This window comes from Pseudomonas sp. MWU13-2105, from assembly GCF_023242315.1.
GTDB lineage: Bacteria > Pseudomonadota > Gammaproteobacteria > Pseudomonadales > Pseudomonadaceae > Aquipseudomonas.
This window is the reverse complement of the sequence record NZ_JALLIY010000031.1, coordinates 1-15,519: the sequence shown is the minus strand read 5'-3', so window position 1 is coordinate 15,519 and position 15,519 is coordinate 1. Positions and strand designations below refer to the sequence as shown.

At 59.5% G+C, this 15,519-nt stretch carries 16 protein-coding genes and 1 pseudogene; 10 read left to right on the top strand and 7 right to left on the bottom strand.

From position 1 onward, the window contains the following. Positions 1-310 precede the first annotated feature (310 nt). The 3 genes and pseudogenes from M5B96_RS32945 to M5B96_RS30955 form a co-directional block, all read left to right on the top strand. Positions 311-1,381 (top strand): annotated as a pseudogene (locus tag M5B96_RS32945) (HAMP domain-containing protein); the annotation flags it as partial. Continuing rightward, complete coding sequence (locus M5B96_RS32940) at positions 1,364-2,239, top strand: methyl-accepting chemotaxis protein (protein ID WP_412548672.1); 876 nt, start codon at positions 1,364-1,366, stop codon at positions 2,237-2,239. The pseudogene M5B96_RS32945 and the gene M5B96_RS32940, both read left to right, overlap by 18 nt. A gap of 85 nt (positions 2,240-2,324) precedes the next feature. Then, positions 2,325-3,011 carry a GntR family transcriptional regulator gene (locus M5B96_RS30955; RefSeq protein ID WP_248800811.1) on the top strand — a complete coding sequence of 229 codons (687 nt, stop codon included), beginning with the start codon at positions 2,325-2,327 and terminating at the stop codon, positions 3,009-3,011. A 59-nt stretch (positions 3,012-3,070) separates the two neighbouring features. Here M5B96_RS30955 and M5B96_RS30950 read toward each other — a convergent pair whose 3' ends face one another. From M5B96_RS30950 to M5B96_RS30935, 4 genes are read right to left on the bottom strand one after another with little or no spacing between them, the layout of a single operon-like run. Continuing rightward, the gene (locus tag M5B96_RS30950) at positions 3,071-4,633 is read right to left on the bottom strand and encodes a bifunctional 3-(3-hydroxy-phenyl)propionate/3-hydroxycinnamic acid hydroxylase (RefSeq protein ID WP_248800809.1); all 1,563 of its coding nucleotides are present in this window, start codon (positions 4,631-4,633) and stop codon (positions 3,071-3,073) included. Between the two features lie 54 nt (positions 4,634-4,687). Then, entirely contained in the window at positions 4,688-6,118 is a 1,431-nt protein-coding gene (locus tag M5B96_RS30945) for an aldehyde dehydrogenase family protein (protein WP_248800807.1), read from the bottom strand. A gap of 59 nt (positions 6,119-6,177) precedes the next feature. Then, positions 6,178-6,735 carry a VOC family protein gene (locus M5B96_RS30940; protein ID WP_248800805.1) on the bottom strand — a complete coding sequence of 186 codons (558 nt, stop codon included), beginning with the start codon at positions 6,733-6,735 and terminating at the stop codon, positions 6,178-6,180. Between the two features lie 42 nt (positions 6,736-6,777). After that, complete coding sequence (locus tag M5B96_RS30935; RefSeq protein ID WP_248800803.1) at positions 6,778-7,629, bottom strand: fumarylacetoacetate hydrolase family protein; 852 nt, start codon at positions 7,627-7,629, stop codon at positions 6,778-6,780. Between the two features lie 119 nt (positions 7,630-7,748). On the opposite strand from M5B96_RS30935, the gene M5B96_RS30930 reads away from it, so the two are divergent. From M5B96_RS30930 to M5B96_RS30915, 4 genes are all read left to right on the top strand, one after another. Continuing rightward, positions 7,749-8,330, top strand: coding sequence for an amino acid synthesis family protein (locus M5B96_RS30930; RefSeq protein ID WP_248800801.1), 582 nt, complete (start codon positions 7,749-7,751; stop codon positions 8,328-8,330). A gap of 84 nt (positions 8,331-8,414) precedes the next feature. Beyond that, positions 8,415-9,530 carry an alcohol dehydrogenase catalytic domain-containing protein gene (locus M5B96_RS30925; RefSeq protein WP_248800799.1) on the top strand — a complete coding sequence of 372 codons (1,116 nt, stop codon included), beginning with the start codon at positions 8,415-8,417 and terminating at the stop codon, positions 9,528-9,530. Between the two features lie 60 nt (positions 9,531-9,590). Then, on the top strand, positions 9,591-10,109 hold the full coding sequence (locus M5B96_RS30920; RefSeq protein WP_248800798.1) for a cupin domain-containing protein: 519 nt from the start codon (positions 9,591-9,593) through the stop codon (positions 10,107-10,109). 47 nt (positions 10,110-10,156) lie between these two features. Continuing rightward, the gene (locus tag M5B96_RS30915; protein WP_248800797.1) at positions 10,157-10,717 is read left to right on the top strand and encodes an NADPH-dependent FMN reductase; all 561 of its coding nucleotides are present in this window, start codon (positions 10,157-10,159) and stop codon (positions 10,715-10,717) included. Between the two features lie 62 nt (positions 10,718-10,779). Here the strand turns inward: M5B96_RS30915 and M5B96_RS30910 are convergent, their stop codons facing one another. From M5B96_RS30910 to M5B96_RS30900, 3 genes are read right to left on the bottom strand one after another with little or no spacing between them, the layout of a single operon-like run. Continuing rightward, positions 10,780-11,265, bottom strand: coding sequence for a MaoC family dehydratase (locus M5B96_RS30910; RefSeq protein ID WP_248800796.1), 486 nt, complete (start codon positions 11,263-11,265; stop codon positions 10,780-10,782). Positions 11,266-11,281: 16 nt separating this feature from the next. Next, positions 11,282-12,124 carry a 3-methyl-2-oxobutanoate hydroxymethyltransferase gene (gene panB / locus M5B96_RS30905; protein ID WP_248767300.1) on the bottom strand — a complete coding sequence of 281 codons (843 nt, stop codon included), beginning with the start codon at positions 12,122-12,124 and terminating at the stop codon, positions 11,282-11,284. A gap of 24 nt (positions 12,125-12,148) precedes the next feature. Beyond that, entirely contained in the window at positions 12,149-12,766 is a 618-nt protein-coding gene (locus M5B96_RS30900) for a LysE family translocator (RefSeq protein WP_248767299.1), read from the bottom strand. A 147-nt stretch (positions 12,767-12,913) separates the two neighbouring features. On the opposite strand from M5B96_RS30900, the gene M5B96_RS30895 reads away from it, so the two are divergent. From M5B96_RS30895 to M5B96_RS30885, 3 genes are all read left to right on the top strand, one after another. Continuing rightward, entirely contained in the window at positions 12,914-13,366 is a 453-nt protein-coding gene (locus tag M5B96_RS30895) for an Lrp/AsnC family transcriptional regulator (RefSeq protein WP_248800795.1), read from the top strand. Between the two features lie 162 nt (positions 13,367-13,528). Then, positions 13,529-14,401 carry an AraC family transcriptional regulator gene (locus tag M5B96_RS30890; RefSeq protein ID WP_318654865.1) on the top strand — a complete coding sequence of 291 codons (873 nt, stop codon included), beginning with the start codon at positions 13,529-13,531 and terminating at the stop codon, positions 14,399-14,401. Positions 14,402-14,548: 147 nt separating this feature from the next. After that, a partial coding sequence (locus tag M5B96_RS30885; protein ID WP_248800794.1) for a YbiU family protein occupies positions 14,549-15,519 on the top strand: 971 nt, incomplete at its 3' end.

Genomic DNA, 15,519 nt, shown 5'->3' with positions numbered 1-15,519 from the left:
GTGACCTCTTCTGCTTTTTTATTGTTGTTAAGCGAGTCGATTCGGATGTGCGGCAGCACTGAACAGCGGTCTGGCGGTGGAGCGGCTCCGGTGAAGCGCGAACGGTGGTGATCAGGTCTCCTGAGGCGTGGGTAACTGGCTTTTGTTGCATGGATTATTATTTTGTGCATTATTCATTTTAATTTGCCCTAAAAATGAATTTGTGCACAAAAAGTAAATCCGCTGTTTTGCAAAGTCAAGGAAAACCGCAGGCTCGACCAGGCCAGAGGCGATTTCCTTGATTCCCGTTATCTGCCCAGGAAAAACAACAATGCGAAAATTGCCCGGTGTCCTGCGTCGTCCCTTGTCCATCAGCGCCTTGCTGATCACGGGGTTCAGCCTTTTATGCGGCTTGACCGTGGTCTTGGCCGGCACGGCGGCTTATGCCTTGCGGGCGGTGCTGGAGGGGGAGGAGTGGCTGGAGCAAGTCAACGACCTGCACGCCGGAGTGCTGAGTGCCCGTGCCGCGGAAAAAACCTACCGTGTGGAGGGCGCGGACGGCGCCCGGGAGGAGGTGCTGAGCACCCTTCGGGGGATGATCAAGGTGCTTGACGGAGGATTTGCCGACAGTCGGTCATTGCTTCGGGCCAGCCAGGAATACCTTGACCAGTTCGAGCGTTTCACCGTCACGCGTGAGCGTACGCTGGCCACCCAGGGCAGCATGCAAAGCCAGGCTGAAGCGGCCAAAGGTGGTTTTGAAGGGGTGGAGCAGGACCTACTCGAAGCCTTGGGCGTGACCATTGGTCAAGGCAAGGCCAACCTTGATCTGGTGACTCAGGCCGATAACGCCATGGCCTTGATGCGCAAGCTGATGGCCGTGCGCAGCAGTGAATGGGCCTTCGCCAGGCAACCTGACGCGGTGCATTACGACCAATGGCTGTTGCTGATGAGCGACCTGAAATCCTCGACCCAATCCCTGGCCAATGGCGCCGCAGAGGTTCAACATCAGACCCTGGAAGCGGCTCTGGAGTCCTTGGGTGGCTATCGTCAGGCCTTTGAAGAGTTTCGCTTGCGGGCCCAGGAAAGCCGCGTCAGCGAACAGATCATGGACGCCCTCGCACAGCAGATGCTAGCGGATTTCACGACCTTGAAGCAGCAGGTGATGGCGCACCAAAGTGCCTTGGACAGGCAGGCCTATTCCGGGTTGCTGGGTATGACCTTGCTGGCATTGGTGTTGAGTGCCGGCGCGGCGGTATTTATTCGTCGGCGCATTATCGCGCCGCTGCGTTACACCGCCCGGGTGGCCGGCGATGTGGCGGCGGGCAATCTGAACCAGTTCCTGGAGGTGACACGCCGGGACGAGCTGGGTCAGGTGCTGTTGGCCATGCAGGGAATGACCCGTAGCCTGCACGAGATCATGAGTCGTATTGGCCAGGGCAGTCACCGCCTGACCCTAGCCTGTGGTGAGCTGTCCTCGGCCACCGCTGCCGCCGAGCGGGGCGCCCGGGAACAATCGCGGGAAGCCGACAGCACGGCCGCAGCCATGCAGCAGGTCAATGCCAGTCTGGTGCAAGTGGCCCTGCACACCGAGCGCACCCTGCAATCGGCGGATGCGGCCCGTAGCGGTTACGAGTCCGGTGAGCGCGACGTCGCGGCAGTGGCGCTACAGAGTCGCGAACTGACCGGGCAAATGGAGGGTGCCAGCCAGACCATGCGGCGCCTAGATGAAGAGAGCGGGCGCATTGCCGGAGTGCTGGAGGTTATTCATGCATTGGCCGAGCAGACCAATCTGCTGGCGTTGAACGCTGCAATCGAAGCGGCGCGGGCGGGTGAGCAGGGACGGGGTTTTTCCGTGGTGGCCGACGAAGTCCGGCATCTGGCCAATCGCACCCAGGAAGCAGCGGCGCAGATCGGCACCATGACCCAGTCCCTGCAATGCCAGACCAAGGGCGCGGTGCAGGACATTGAAATTGCCCGGGAGCAGGCCCTACTGAATCAACAACTCTCGGCCCAGGCCAGCGTCGCCCTGGCACAGGTGGCCGATAACCTGTGCATCATGCATGGCCTCAACCAGCAGATCGCCCATGCTACCCAGGAGCAATGCCAGGTGGCGCAGGGGGTGGGGTTGAGTATGCTCAAGGTTCGGGAAACCTGTGAGCGCAACCTGTCCAGCAACCAGCAGTTGGGTTCGGCGAGCAAGGACATGGAGCGTCTGGGACAGGAGTTGCACGATATCCTGCAATTTTTCCGTCTGTCCTGAGGCTTTTCAGTTCAAGAGTAAATTGCACAAAGTGTTTTTTGCGCATAAAATTGCCAACAGTGCAATATCTATCAGGTCCATGAACATGCTCAGTAATCAAAGCGGGTCGTTGATCGAAGTGGCGTTGCAGCAGATGAAGAAGTCCATCATCTGCTGCGACCTGGCTCCCGGCGAAAAGCTTAAAGTCGCCGAACTGTCCAAGTCTTACGGCTTGAGCAGTTCGCCGATCCGCGAGGCGCTCAACCGCCTGGCCCAGGAAGGCATTGTCGAAGCCAGCGAGAACAAGGGCTTTCGCGTGGCTGGATTGTCGGTGGCGGATTTCAGTGAGATCACTCACCTGCGTTGTCTGCTGGAGCGCGAGGCCTTGGCCAACGCTATCGCCCACGGCGACGATGCCTGGGAAGCCGATGTGCTCGGCGCCTATCATCGCCTGAGCCTGGTGGAGAAGAAGCTCAGTGGCTTACCTGTGGCCCTGGATGACGATTGGTCGGAGCGGCACAAGGCGTTCCACTTCGCCTTGTTTTCCGCCTGCCAGTCGTCACTGCTGCTGCGCACCATCGATTCGTTGTTTGATCGGGCCGAACGCTACCGGCGTTTCTCGGCCCTGCGACGCAAGGTCGAGCGGCATAAGGGTAACGAGCACAAGCGCCTGATGGACGCGGTGCTGGCGCGTGATACCGACAAGGCAGTGGCCTTGCTCGACAGCCATATCACCGAAACCCTGAGTCGGGTCACCGATGCCTTGTTGGGACAGCATTCCACCCTGCAATAAATCCGGACCAAAAAAAAGAACGCCGCGCCAGTGATCCTGGCGCGGCGTTTTTCATGGGGTTAGCGGTTCAGTTCCAGCAGTAGACGATCGATCAGGGCCCGCGCCTGATCTTCGCTGCTGGCGCTGCCGAACACATAATGGTCGGGACGTACCAGCAGCACCTTGCACTCATGCTCCGCCATCCAACTGCCGAGCAAGCCCTCTCGCTCCTGATAGTGATTCGCTGAATCGCCGACAACGGGCGCCTTGTCCACCAGTTGGACGATCTGCAACGGCAGGCGTTTCAGACCCTCGGGCAAGTGCCGCAGCAGGTTGTCGGCGGCGAAGTCGGCGGCCAGCACCAGGCGCAGGCTTTGCCCGGTGAAACGGTCGAGCAAACCTTGTTCGCCGTCGCGGTTGCTGACCCAGGGTTGCGGGAACAGCTCTCCGGCAGCCGGTGAGCTGTCAATCAACCCGGCATTCAGATGTGGGATCAGCGATTGGCGGATCATCCCATCGGGGGTGGTGCGCATCTGCTCCAGCAGGCGTTCGTCACGCTCCACGGCCTTGTGTGGATCGCGCTCGCAGATGGTTTGGCCGAAGGTTTTGGCCACTTCGGTGGTACGCCGTACATGGGGCGCGCGTTCGGCCTGGTAGCTGTCGAGCAGGCCCGGGCCGGCCAGGTCACGGCCGACAAAGGCCAGTTTCCAGACCAGATTCGATGCATCGCGAATGCCCTGGCACATGCCCTGGGCCAGGAACGGCGGGGTCATGTGGGCGGCGTCGCCGAGGAAGAAGATGCGTTCGGCACGCCACTGGCGCAGGATCAGCGCATGGAAGCGGTAGCTGGAGGCGCGCCAGATCTCGTAGTCCGCCGCCGGCAGCCAGCGCGAGATCAGCTTGCGGATCGACTCGGGCTGGGCAATGTCCGCTGGTGATTCGTCAGGGTTGATCATGAACTCCCAGCGCCGATGGCGGCCCGGGCCGACCACGAAGGTGCAGGGGCGTTCGACTTCGCAGTACTGCACATTGGTTTCCGGTAGGGCGCTGCCTGCGCCCTCGTTGAGCAACACGTCCACCACCAGCCAGGGTTCATCGAAGGTCAGGTCCTCCATGCCCAGGTCGAGGCGAGTGCGAATCGGGCTGCTGCCACCGTCGCAGGCCAGCACATTGCGGGCGCTGTAGCGGTGCTCTTGGCCCTGGGCGTCACGCACCAGAACTTCGGCCTGTTGGTCCTGGGACTGCACGTCCAGTACTTCGGCCCCCAACTGCACCTTCACATGGGCGTAGGTATCGATCCGCGCCCGCAGCGCCCGTTCCACCGGGGGTTGCGAGAACACGTAATTGGGCGACCAGCCCAACAGGTGCGGTGGCTTGGCCGCGTCGATACGCTTGATCAGGCGCGCGCCACTGGAAAGGTAGTGCGAGGCGCGATAGGGCATGGTGTGGCTGGCGATGGCGTCGGCCAGGCCAATATTGTCCAGGGTGCGCATGACTTCATGGTCGAAGCCCATGGCCCGCGGGTTTTCATAGATGTCGGGGGCCTTGTCCAGGACCAGGGTCTTGAGGCCCCAGAGGCCTGCCAGGTTGGCTGCCGTGGCGCCCACCGGGCCCATGCCGACAATGATCAGATCGTAATCCATGTTGTGCTCCATCTTCTTGTTGTTTTACCCGGCTGAGGCCGATAGGGAAATGCCTCAGGCCTGGGTGTAGGCGGTTTTGACCGTGGTGAAAAACTCGACGGCATGGCTGCCCTGTTCCCTTGGGCCGTAGCTGGAAGCCTTGCTGCCGCCGAAGGGCACGTGGTGATCCACTCCCGCGGTGGCGGTGTTGACCATCACCATGCCGCTCTGTACCTCGTGCTTGAAATGCGTGGCGTATTTCAGCGAGGTGGTGCAGATCCCTGCCGACAGACCGAAGGGAGTGTCATTGGCCAGTTGCAAGGCGTGCTCGTAGTGATCGGCAACGATCACGCAGGCGACGGGACCGAAGATTTCCTCCCGGGCGATGCGCGCCTGGGGATCGGTATCGACAAACAGCGCCGGGCTCATGAAGTAGCCGTCGGTGCCACGTTGCAAGGCTTCACCGCCCCAGGCCAGAGTAGCCCCTTCGGTTTTGCCAATGGCGACATATTCCAGGTTCTGACGCAGTTGCGAGCCGTCCGCCACCGGCCCGATCTGGCTGTCCGGAGACAGCGCATGGCCGACTCGCAAGCCCTTCAGGCGTTCCGTCAGCGCAGCGACAAAGGCCGGGTAGATCGCCTTCTCGACAATCAATCGCGACGACGCGGTGCAGCGTTGCCCAGTGGAGAAATAGGCGCCTTGCACCGCGCATTCAACCGCATGGGCCAGGTCGGCATCGGCCAACACCACCAGCGGGTTCTTGCCGCCCATTTCCAGTTGCAGCTTGGCAAAGCGCGCGCCGGCGACCTGCATCAGCTGGCGTCCGGTGTCCTGGGAACCGGTGAAGCTGATGGCCTGGACGTCCGGTGCTTCGAGAAACGCCTGGCCGACAATGCTGCCTCGGCCCATCAGCAGGTTGAAGGTGCCGTCCGGCAGTCCGGCGCGGCTGATGATTTCGCCCAGGGCCCAGGCACTCCCGGGCACCAGGTCGGCGGGCTTGAACACCACGCTGTTGCCGTAGGCCAGGGCCGGGGCGATTTTCCAAGCGGGTATGGCAATGGGGAAATTCCACGGGGTGATGATCCCCACCACACCTACCGGCCGACGCAGGATGTCGACCTCGATGCCGGCGCGCACCGAGGCCAGGTGCTCACCACGCAGGCGCAGGCATTCGCCAGCGAAAAACTTGAAAATCTGTCCGGCGCGCATCACTTCCGCCGTGGCTTCCGGCAGGGTTTTACCTTCTTCCCGTGCCAGCAGATGGCCGAGCTCATCCCGGCGGGCAAGCAATTCGCTGCCGACGAAATCCAGGGCATCGGCCCGTTGCTGCGGGCTTCTGGCCGCCCAGATCGGTTGCGCGACCCGCGCGGCCTGGATGGCGTTGCGCGCGTCTTCGGCGCTGGCCAGGGCATACAGCCCGACCAGATCATGGATATCCGAGGGGCTGAGGTTTTCCCTGACTCCGCAGCCTTCAATCCACTGTCCCGCTATCAGATTCTTGTGCATGGCATGGCTCTGAGTGCATATGTGGGCGACCGGCCCGACGCCGGTCGCCGCCAGGAGGCTTACCAGCGCACGCGCTGTTCGGCGATTCGCTCGCTGATGGATTGCATCCACTCGGCACGGGTCTGGAATCCGGGACGACGCAGGCACATGGCATGGGTCTGGGTGCGGATCAGCTCAGTGCTTTGCTCCAGGTCCAAAGGTTCGCGGCACGGCTGGGCGGTATAGAAGGGCGAGTCGACGTACATCTCGATCGGGTTGCCTTCCGGGTCCTTGAAGTACAGGGACCAGGCGTTGCCATGGTCAACCTGGTCAATGGGCCCGATGCCGTTGGCCTTGGCGAACTGGTAAAAACGCTGCAGGTCTTCCAGGGAGTCGAGCAGGAAGGACAGCTGGTTGATCGGGTTGAAAGGCAGGTCCACCGGCTTGCCGTCGAACAGCACCAATTGATGGTGGACTTCAGGATTCTGGGTCATGAAAAACAGGCGGTGGCCGGTGGACGCCACGCCTTTGTCGCTGACGACAAAGCCCAGCTTGCTGCAATAGAAATCGACCATGTTGTCGAGGTCGGCGCAGAAGGTCCCTGTGTGGGTGAAGTTGATGCGCGGAAGGGTGTTCATGCTTTGCTCCTGATTCTTGTCATTGTTTGTGCGAAGCGGGCTTCAAGCCTCGTCGATCACCGGGTTGGACAAGGTGCCGATCTGTGTGATCACCACCTCGAAGACGTCCCCGGGCTTGAGGAAAATTGGCGGCGTACGTTTGAAACCGATGCCGCTCGGGGTGCCGGTCGCCAGGATATCGCCCGGGTTCCAAGTCAGGGCCTTGGAGACGTAGGCGATCAGCGTCGGGATATCGAATGCCAGGTCGCCCAGGGAACCCTCCTGTAGCTGTTCACCGTTGAGAATGCCGCGAACTTGCAGCGCGCGATAGTCGGCAATTTCATCGGCGGTCACCAGCCATGGGCCGAGGGCGCCGGTGCTGCGAAAGGTCTTGCCCATGCCGTACTGGTGCGTGTGGAACTGCCAGTCGCGTACGCTGGCGTCGTTGAAGCAGGTGTAGCCCGCGACGTGCTCCATGGCGTCTTCCACGGCGATGTGCGCGCCGCCTTTGCCGATGACCACCGCCAATTCCGCTTCAAAGTCGAACTGCTCGGAGACGGTCGGGCGCAGTAGCGGCTCGCCATGGGCCAGCAGGGTTTCGGCGAAACGCTGGAAGATCACCGGGTACTGGCCGACCTTGCGTCCGGCTTCTTCGGCATGGGCCACATAGTTGATGCCGACGCAGATGACCTTGCCCGGAGCCGGGATCACCGGGTCCAGGTGCACGCTGGCCAGGGGATAGTCCGGCGCCACTTCAGCGACCCGGGCCCGGGCCTGTAGCAGCAGTTGTGGATCGGCCAGCAGTGCCGCCAGATTGTCGACTCCGGGGAATTGCCGGCCCAGGTCGATGACCTGGGCGTCAACCACCGCGCCAAAGCAGGCTTGCTGGTTATGGTGATAGGAGATCAGTTTCATGGAGTGCTTTTCCTTTTTTGTGCATAAAACATAATTTCTTGCACCATACATTACAAAATGCATATTATGGAAGCCCGCCAAGCAACTTCTTACAGGCGGGTGCCTGCCGGAGATCAAGCATGTCGTTGGTGAAGATCCGCAAATTCAAACTGGATATAGAAGAAGTGCATCACGAGGGCGGCCCGGTGGTGGCCGAGCCTTTATTGATCGCGGTGGCCGTGGCAGTCGTGGCGAATCCCTATGCTGGGCGCTATGAAGAAAACCTGCTGCCGTTCATGGAACAACTGCGGGCCTTGGGCCGCGAGTTGTCCGGGCGTCTGATCACGGCCCTGGGCGGTGCAGAGCGGGTCCAGGCCTATGGCAAGGGCGCCATCGTAGGTGAGGACGGTGAGCTGGAACATGGTGCGGTATGGCACGAGGCGGGTGGCTGGGCCATGCGTGAAGCGTTGGGCCATCCCAAGGCCATCGTCCCGGCGGCAAAAAGCATCGCCGGGCCCGGTTCGCGGATCATGATCCCTCTTGGGCATATCCAGGCGGCGTATGTGCGCAGTCACTTCGGCGTGGCCGAGATGAGTCTGTGGGACGGTCCGCGCCGCAACGAGATCGCCTTCGGCCTGGCCATGGCCACCGGCGGGCGGATCCACGCGCGTATCGGCGGTCTCGCCGCCAGTGACGTCAAAGGCGAGGATGGCCTGCGCTGAGTCCCACGAATTCTGTATAAAAGGCGTGCCTGTCTGATTCAGGCCGCCGCCGAGAACAACAACAAAAAATCGTTGGAGAAAGTCATGAGTCCGAAAATGATGCGTGCAGCACGTATGTACGAAGGCGGCCAGCCGATGCAAATCGAAGAGGTACCGGTGCTGGCCATTCGCCCCACAGAGGTGCTGGTGAAGGTCGCCGCCTGCGGCATCGTGCCCAACCTGCACAATATCCTGACCAACTGGGTTACCTGGTTCCCTCATCTGCCATTGCCGAAACTTCCGGCGATCTTTGGCCTGGACCCGGCCGGGGTGATCGAAGCCGTGGGCGATCAGGTCTACGACTTCAAGCCCGGTGATCGGGTCTATGTCAATCCGGCGCGTTACTGCGGTTCGTGCCGCGCCTGTCGTGCCGGCAATACCACCGGTTGCAATGCCTACACCTTCAACGGTTATTTCGGCTTTACCCCGCGCAGCCCGAGGATGTTCGAGGATTACCCTTACGGTGGCCTTTGCGAATACATGCCTGCACCGCAGTACAGCCTGGTGCGGCTGCCGGATAACCTGGGCTTCGAAACCGCCGCGCGCCTGGGTTACCTGGGGACCGCCTACCGCGCCTTGATCAAGGCCAATGCCGGTCCGGGCAGTACGATCTTGATCAACGGCATCACTGGCACCCTGGGCCTGGGAGCCGTGGCGCTGGCGTTGGCGATGGGGGTACGCAAGATCCTCGGCACCGCGCGCAACGAGACGCTGTTCCAGCGGGTCAAAGACCTGGCTGCGCCGGGACGTATCGAAATCCTTTCCCTGGGTTCCTGCCCAACCCACGAGTGGACCGACCGGGTCACCGGCGGCGAAGGCCTGGATGTGGTGATCGATGCTCTTGGGCCCGGCGCTCCTGCCGCGGGCCTGGTGGACGCCATGCGCGGCCTTCGGCGCGGCGGGCATCTGGTCAATATCGGCGCGGTAGCGGGTGAAGTGCCGCTCGATCTGCACTGGATGATGGACAACGATATCCAGCTCAGCGGTTCGGCCTGGTTCACCACCAGCCAAGGGCAGAACATGGCTGATATGGTGGAGTCCGGCGCACTGGACCTGTCATTCTTTGAGCACAGCGTGTTTGCCCTGGAAGACGTCAACCAGGCCATCAGTGGGATCGAGAATCGCCAGGGTGGTTTCGGCAACTTCGTTATTCGTCCTTGAATGGCGCGAGGGCGCGGATAGCTCCGTGCCCTCGCCATGGGCAGGGCAGGAGAAAGCACAATGCAGATACGTAGAGTGGTCACCGGTCACGATGGGCAGGGCAAGTCGGTGTTTATCAGCGACGCCTGTGCCCCCCGGGCCAAGGATTTCAGCGATATTCCGGGTTATGGTTTCAGTTTGGTCTGGCTCGGTGGGGCGACGTGCGACGGCGATCAGAGCACGCTGGGCGGCTCGTTGTTGCCGGGGGCGGGCGGTTCGTCCTTGCTGATGATCAGCCTGCCGCCGGATGCGGTGATGGCCGCGCCATTGGACCCGCAACGGGCGTTTGGCGAGATGCTCGAAGAGTTGCCCGGGCTGATCGAGTGCTTCGAAGCCGAGGCGCCGGGCATGCACCGCACCCCGACGATCGACTATGTGGTGCTGATCGAAGGCGAATTGTGGCTGGAACTCGATGATGGCGAGGAACGCCTGGTGCGCAGCGGTGAGGTGGTGATCCAGAACGGCACCCGCCATGCCTGGCGCAACAAGTCCGACAAGGTGGCCAAGGCCGCTGTCTTTATGCAGGGCCTGGTCCGCTGAGCTTTGGCTGGGGACTGGGTACAAACGATTCTCCAGGAATACCATCCATGACAGCAACTATCAATATTCTGGGTTTATCCGGCAGTCTGCGTCGGCAATCGGCGCACACGGCGGTGCTGCGTACGGTGGCCGAAAGGTTGCCCGATTCGGTGCGACTGAGCCTGCATGGACTGCAGGATATTCCGCCCTATAATGAAGACCACGACGGCCCCCACACGCCGCCGGCGGTGGTCGCCCTACGTGCCGCGGTGGCCGAGGCCGACGGGCTGTTGATCGGTTCGCCGGAGTACAATCACGGCATGTCGGGGTTGTTGAAAAACGCCTTGGATTGGTTGTCCCGCCCCCATGGCCATTCGGTACTGAGCGGCCGACCGGTGATGACCTTTACCGCCTCCCCGGCCTTCACCGGGGGCGTGCGGGCTCATCAACAACTGAACGAAACCCTGTGGGCCATCCAGGCGCAACTGGTGGTCTATCCGCAGATTGTGATTGGCGGCGTGACCGGCAAGGTTCAGGACGGATTTCTGGTAGACGAAGCCGTTGAGCAGTTTTTGATGGGCGGGATTGAGCGGCTGATTCAGACAGCCCAGGCTCAATTTAGTACCTGAACCGAGTAGGGACACTTGTTCTGCGAGTGTGTTGAGAAATCGACACACGATCGCCCACCCGATCAATTTATGGAGACGGCAGCACCGTTGCTAGGATCTCCTTCAGAAAGCATCTGTTTGAGGCATTCTCGTTCTTCGGTTCCGGGGAGCACGCCAGTTGTGGTCGCCTCCAGCACGGTGATGCCCTCTGCGTTGAGTACCCTGACTTCGGCTTTTGCATGACCACGCTCATCGATGCCAACGATCAGCCAGTGGCAGGTGATCGACTCTCCCGGGTAAACCGGCCGTTTGAATGCAAGGTTCATCCCCGTCGCCAGCCAACCGATTTGCCCGCCAATTTCAGTGATGAGACTGGCTGTGAGCAGGCCATGGGCGATGGGCGTCTTGAACCTGCGCAGTTGCGCATAGCGTGCATCACAGTGAACCGGATTGTAGTCGCGAGAAATTTGCGAAAATTGACGAATCTCCTCATCTGAAAAACAGCGGAATATCGTGAACCGGTCGCCTATCTGTAAACCTTCAGCTGCGCGTTCTCTGGGGCTCTTCATAACGATTCCCGCGCAGTTAAAATGTGTGTTCGGGACCTGGGAACGTTCCTGCCCCCACTTCAAGTGCAAAGTCCCTTGCCGCCGTGTGAAGCACTGAACGAAGGTCAGCGTACTGTTTGACGAATCGCGGCAAGCGACCAGTGCGCAGTCCTGCCATATCCTGCCAGACCAACACCTGTGCATCGCATTGGTTGCCCGCGCCAATTCCGACGGTAGGAATTGAAACGGCTTCAGTGATCGCTCGCCCCACATCTCCCGGCACCATCTCGATCAAAACAGCAAATGCACCCGCTGCTTCAAACGCTCTGGCACTGTCTATCAGGCGCTGCGCATCTTCGCCCCGACCTTGAACACGGTAACCACCTAGTTGATGTTCCATCTGCGGCGTGAAGCCGATGTGAGCCATGACGGGAATGCCGGACTGAACGAGTTTCTCGACCTGAGGCAGCGTTTCAACCCCTCCCTCGAGTTTGACAGCATGCGCACCGCCTTCCTTCATGAACCGGACGGCGGTATGGAAGCATTGTTCCGCCGAGGCCTGATAAGAGCCGAAAGGAAGATCGGCGATCACCAGTGCCCGCCGTGTCGAACGGCTGACCGAGCGAACCAGAGGGATAAGTTCGTCGACAGTGATGGATAGGGTGGATTCATTACCATAGACATTGTTGGACGCAGAGTCGCCGACCAACAGGACGGGTATTCCCGCTTCCTCGAAGATGGCTGCGCTGTACATGTCATAAGCCGTGAGCATCGCCCATTTCTGCCCCTCTACTTTCATTTGTTTTAGATGGGGGATCCGGACACGCGGTGCCTGGGAGACGTCAGAGATACCGCCATATGGTGAAGACTGATCGGTCATGGTGTCGCCTTGTTTAAAAATGGATTAACCCAGCATTTGCTCGATGAGCAAAGCGATCGCGATGGTGATCATTGCTGCGCCGGAGAGTCGGCTGACCAAACGAGCCGCAACTGGACGTGCCTGCAGTACCACCTGTGAGCCAAATCCGACTAGCAGATAGATCACGCCGCAACTGACAGTGTGAATGAGCCCCAGTGCAATCATCTGCATCGGCACAGACCAGGCAGCGGTGGCGTCGGTGAACTGAGGCAATAGTGCCAGGAACAGCAGGAATACCTTCGGATTCAGCCCGCTCACGCAAAGGCCCTTGATCGCCCAGCGCGTCCAGGAACCTGACGTCTGAACATCATCAGAGTGTGGCGTAGCGGGGTGGGCAAGCATATTTAGACCCAACCAAAGCAGATAGCCCGCCCCGGCAACGGTCAGTACGGTCAAGGCAGTGGGGTGGTTCGCAACCAGCGTGCCAACACCACCAGCAACAATCATGGTAGCGATCAAATGGCCGGATAAGAGCCCGCCCACGGCGGGTATGACGACTCGGCCCTTCATACCTGCGGAAATCGCATAGGCCCAATCTGCGCCTGGCGTGATGACGAATAGAATCGACACTGCCCAAAAGGCAACAAAAACGCTCAAGGTCATGGTGTCACCCACCTCTGCTGCTGACACACCGCGTGCTGCATCGTCCGGCTCCGGTAATTATTGGTGCGAAGAAGAATAATGAATTATTGTTAGAATTTACTTCCAAAGATAATCATTTTGTTCGTGCAATAAGGGGGATTCTTCCAAATGGATAGGATTGATCGAAAGATTCTTTCTGAGCTGCAAAGGGACGGTCGTCTTTCGGTCACCGAACTGGCCGAGCGTGTGGGGCTGAGTCTTTCCCCTTGTCATCGACGAGTACGGGCCCTGGAGGAGTCGGGTGTATTGCTCGGCTATAGAGCACAACTGGACCCGGGCGCATTGGGTCTTAACTTTTCCGCCATGGTGTTTGCTACATTGCGCGAGGGGAATAGGCAGGCTGTCGAGGCTTTCGAGACGGCGCTCGTTGACATCCCGCAGGTGCTCGATGCCCAAAGGTTATTTGGCGAGCCGGACTATCTGCTGCATGTCATCACCCAGGATTTGCCCGCATTTCAACGGCTTTATGATGAAAGCCTGTCGACATTGCCCAATGTGCAGCGCTTGACGTCGACGCTTGTTATGAAGCGGGTTGTGCAGGACAGGCCATTGCCTCTATAGCGCTGGATGTAGGCGAAAAAGCATGGGATACCAGTGTGCGAGTGTGAGCTGGAAAATGTCCGTTTTTGGCCGATTCCGGCTTATCGCCTGACAGTGTGTGTATGGATACTGAGTGGTACGATTATGGCGTGTTAGGGTAGTTATAGAGCAGAATTCGTCGCCATGAGACCCAGTTTCGAGAAAGTGCCAACGGAGGCGGATGCCTCTTGGGCGCTATTGAACAGACGCTTGTCGGACGCCATTCCGTTCGAATGGCATCATCATCCCGAGTACGAGCTGACGCTCACGTTGAACAGTCGTGGCCACCGCTACATCAGCAATGACGTCGCGCCTTACGATGATGGGGATCTGATTCTGCTGGGGCCTAATGTTCCCCATAGCTGGTCGTCAGCGGAGCTCATTGATCCGGGACAACCGCATGTTGCTCTGGTGATCTGGTTTTCAGCGGCATGGGCTGAGTCGCTGGTGACGTTGTTTCCGGAGCTGGGACAGCTTCGACAATTACTGGCGGCTGCTCAGCACGCCTTGAGTTTCAGTGAAGCGGTTTCTCGGGAAATACGGCCAATCATCGAGGCAATGGTCAACCAGGAGCCGTCCGAGCGATTAATCGCGTTGCTTGCGGTGCTCAACAAGCTGGCAAGAGACGTCGATGCCACCAGGATCCTGCCGGCACTGGCCTCAAAGGCTGGCAGCCACATCGTCGAAGACGCGCGCATCCACCGAGTCCTGGAGTATGTGCATGGTCACTATGCACATGCACTCAGTATTCCCACGTTGGCCGAGATGGCTTGTGTCAGCGTATCGGCATTCCATCGGATGTTTCGCAGGCATACGCGTTGTACCGCTCTGGACTACATCGTTCGACTGCGGGTAGGACATGCGTGCGCGTTGTTGATGCAGGGGCACTTGACGGTATCCATGATTGCAGAGGAAGTGGGTTACTCGTCGCAGGCGTTGTTCAATCGCCAGTTCAAGGCGCTGAAAGGGCTGACACCATCGGAATTTCGCCGACAGCACGGCCATCATTTTCAGTAAAGGACTCATGCTCAGTAGATCAATACTCCAGGACTATCTGATCAGAACGCCATAATCCTACTACCTGACGCCTCAAATGAGGCTGCCGCTGCCGTAACTGAAAGTGGTTCCATACCTGCATGAATAACAAAAGCAGCAGGTAAACCCGTGAGTAAATACCAGGCCTTTGAAAGCGCTACGCTTCCGGAAAATTACAGGGATAGCATCGTCAAGATGAAGCGGGCATTACGCGCGCAGATCGGAAACGTGGAATCCTTGTTCGCACAGGTCAGTGAATTCATTGCCGTCGAAATCGCCTCAGTCAAGGAACAGGAGGCACTCACAGGCTCGGGATGGCCTGTGCTGGAATTTGAAGACATCAGCGTAGACAAGGTCACCGAAGAGCAGTTGGCCCTGATCAAGCGCAGGGGCTGTGTCGTCATCAGAAACCATTTCCCCAGAGAACAGGTATTGGGGTGGGATAAAGGACTGCTGGATTACTTGGACAAAAACCAATTCGATGCGGTTTATCGTGGTCCTGCCGACCAGTTTTTCGGAAGCCTGGAGGCATCTCGTCCCGAGATTTTCCCTATTTATTGGTCTGAGTCGCAAATGCAGCTCCGTCAGGATGAGCGGATGGGCGCAGCACAATCGTTCTTGAATCGCCTGTGGACGACCTACTCTCAAGGTCAGGAATGGTTCAATCCGGATGTCAACGCACTTTATCCAGATCGGGTACGCCGTCGTCCGCCAGGCACAGACTCAAAGGGGCTTGGACCCCATACCGACTCAGGTGCTTTGGAGCGCTGGTTGCACCCGGCGTACCTGAAAGTCTTCGACAAAATCTACAATAACAACTTCAGTTCATACGATCCCTGGGACGCAGCCTTCCGCACCGAGGTCGATGAGTACGCCTACAAAGACACAGTGAGGTGCTCTGCGTTCCGGACGTTTCAAGGATGGACCGCGCTGTCTGACATGAAGGCCGATCAGGGTGTATTGCATACCTTGCCAATCCCGAAAGCGATGGCCTACCTGCTGCTTCGGCCTCTGCTCGATGATGTGCCCGAAGATGAGTTGTGTGGGGTCGCGCCAGGCAAGGTTCTTCCGGTTTCCCGAAAATGGCACCCGCTGCTGGT

Bases quoted from the DNA above. Each gene is read 5' to 3' on its own strand.
- M5B96_RS32940 (WP_412548672.1), top strand. From the start codon at position 1,364: ATGCAGGGAATGACCCGTAGCCTGCACGAGATCATGAGTCGTATTGGC.
- M5B96_RS30955 (WP_248800811.1), top strand. From the start codon at position 2,325: ATGCTCAGTAATCAAAGCGGGTCGTTGATCGAAGTGGCGTTGCAGCAG.
- M5B96_RS30950 (WP_248800809.1), bottom strand. From the start codon at position 4,633: ATGGATTACGATCTGATCATTGTCGGCATGGGCCCGGTGGGCGCCACG.
- M5B96_RS30945 (WP_248800807.1), bottom strand. From the start codon at position 6,118: ATGCACAAGAATCTGATAGCGGGACAGTGGATTGAAGGCTGCGGAGTC.
- M5B96_RS30940 (WP_248800805.1), bottom strand. From the start codon at position 6,735: ATGAACACCCTTCCGCGCATCAACTTCACCCACACAGGGACCTTCTGC.
- M5B96_RS30935 (WP_248800803.1), bottom strand. From the start codon at position 7,629: ATGAAACTGATCTCCTATCACCATAACCAGCAAGCCTGCTTTGGCGCG.
- M5B96_RS30930 (WP_248800801.1), top strand. From the start codon at position 7,749: ATGTCGTTGGTGAAGATCCGCAAATTCAAACTGGATATAGAAGAAGTG.
- M5B96_RS30925 (WP_248800799.1), top strand. From the start codon at position 8,415: ATGAGTCCGAAAATGATGCGTGCAGCACGTATGTACGAAGGCGGCCAG.
- M5B96_RS30920 (WP_248800798.1), top strand. From the start codon at position 9,591: ATGCAGATACGTAGAGTGGTCACCGGTCACGATGGGCAGGGCAAGTCG.
- M5B96_RS30915 (WP_248800797.1), top strand. From the start codon at position 10,157: ATGACAGCAACTATCAATATTCTGGGTTTATCCGGCAGTCTGCGTCGG.
- M5B96_RS30910 (WP_248800796.1), bottom strand. From the start codon at position 11,265: ATGAAGAGCCCCAGAGAACGCGCAGCTGAAGGTTTACAGATAGGCGAC.
- panB (WP_248767300.1), bottom strand. From the start codon at position 12,124: ATGACCGATCAGTCTTCACCATATGGCGGTATCTCTGACGTCTCCCAG.
- M5B96_RS30900 (WP_248767299.1), bottom strand. From the start codon at position 12,766: ATGACCTTGAGCGTTTTTGTTGCCTTTTGGGCAGTGTCGATTCTATTC.
- M5B96_RS30895 (WP_248800795.1), top strand. From the start codon at position 12,914: ATGGATAGGATTGATCGAAAGATTCTTTCTGAGCTGCAAAGGGACGGT.
- M5B96_RS30890 (WP_318654865.1), top strand. From the start codon at position 13,529: ATGAGACCCAGTTTCGAGAAAGTGCCAACGGAGGCGGATGCCTCTTGG.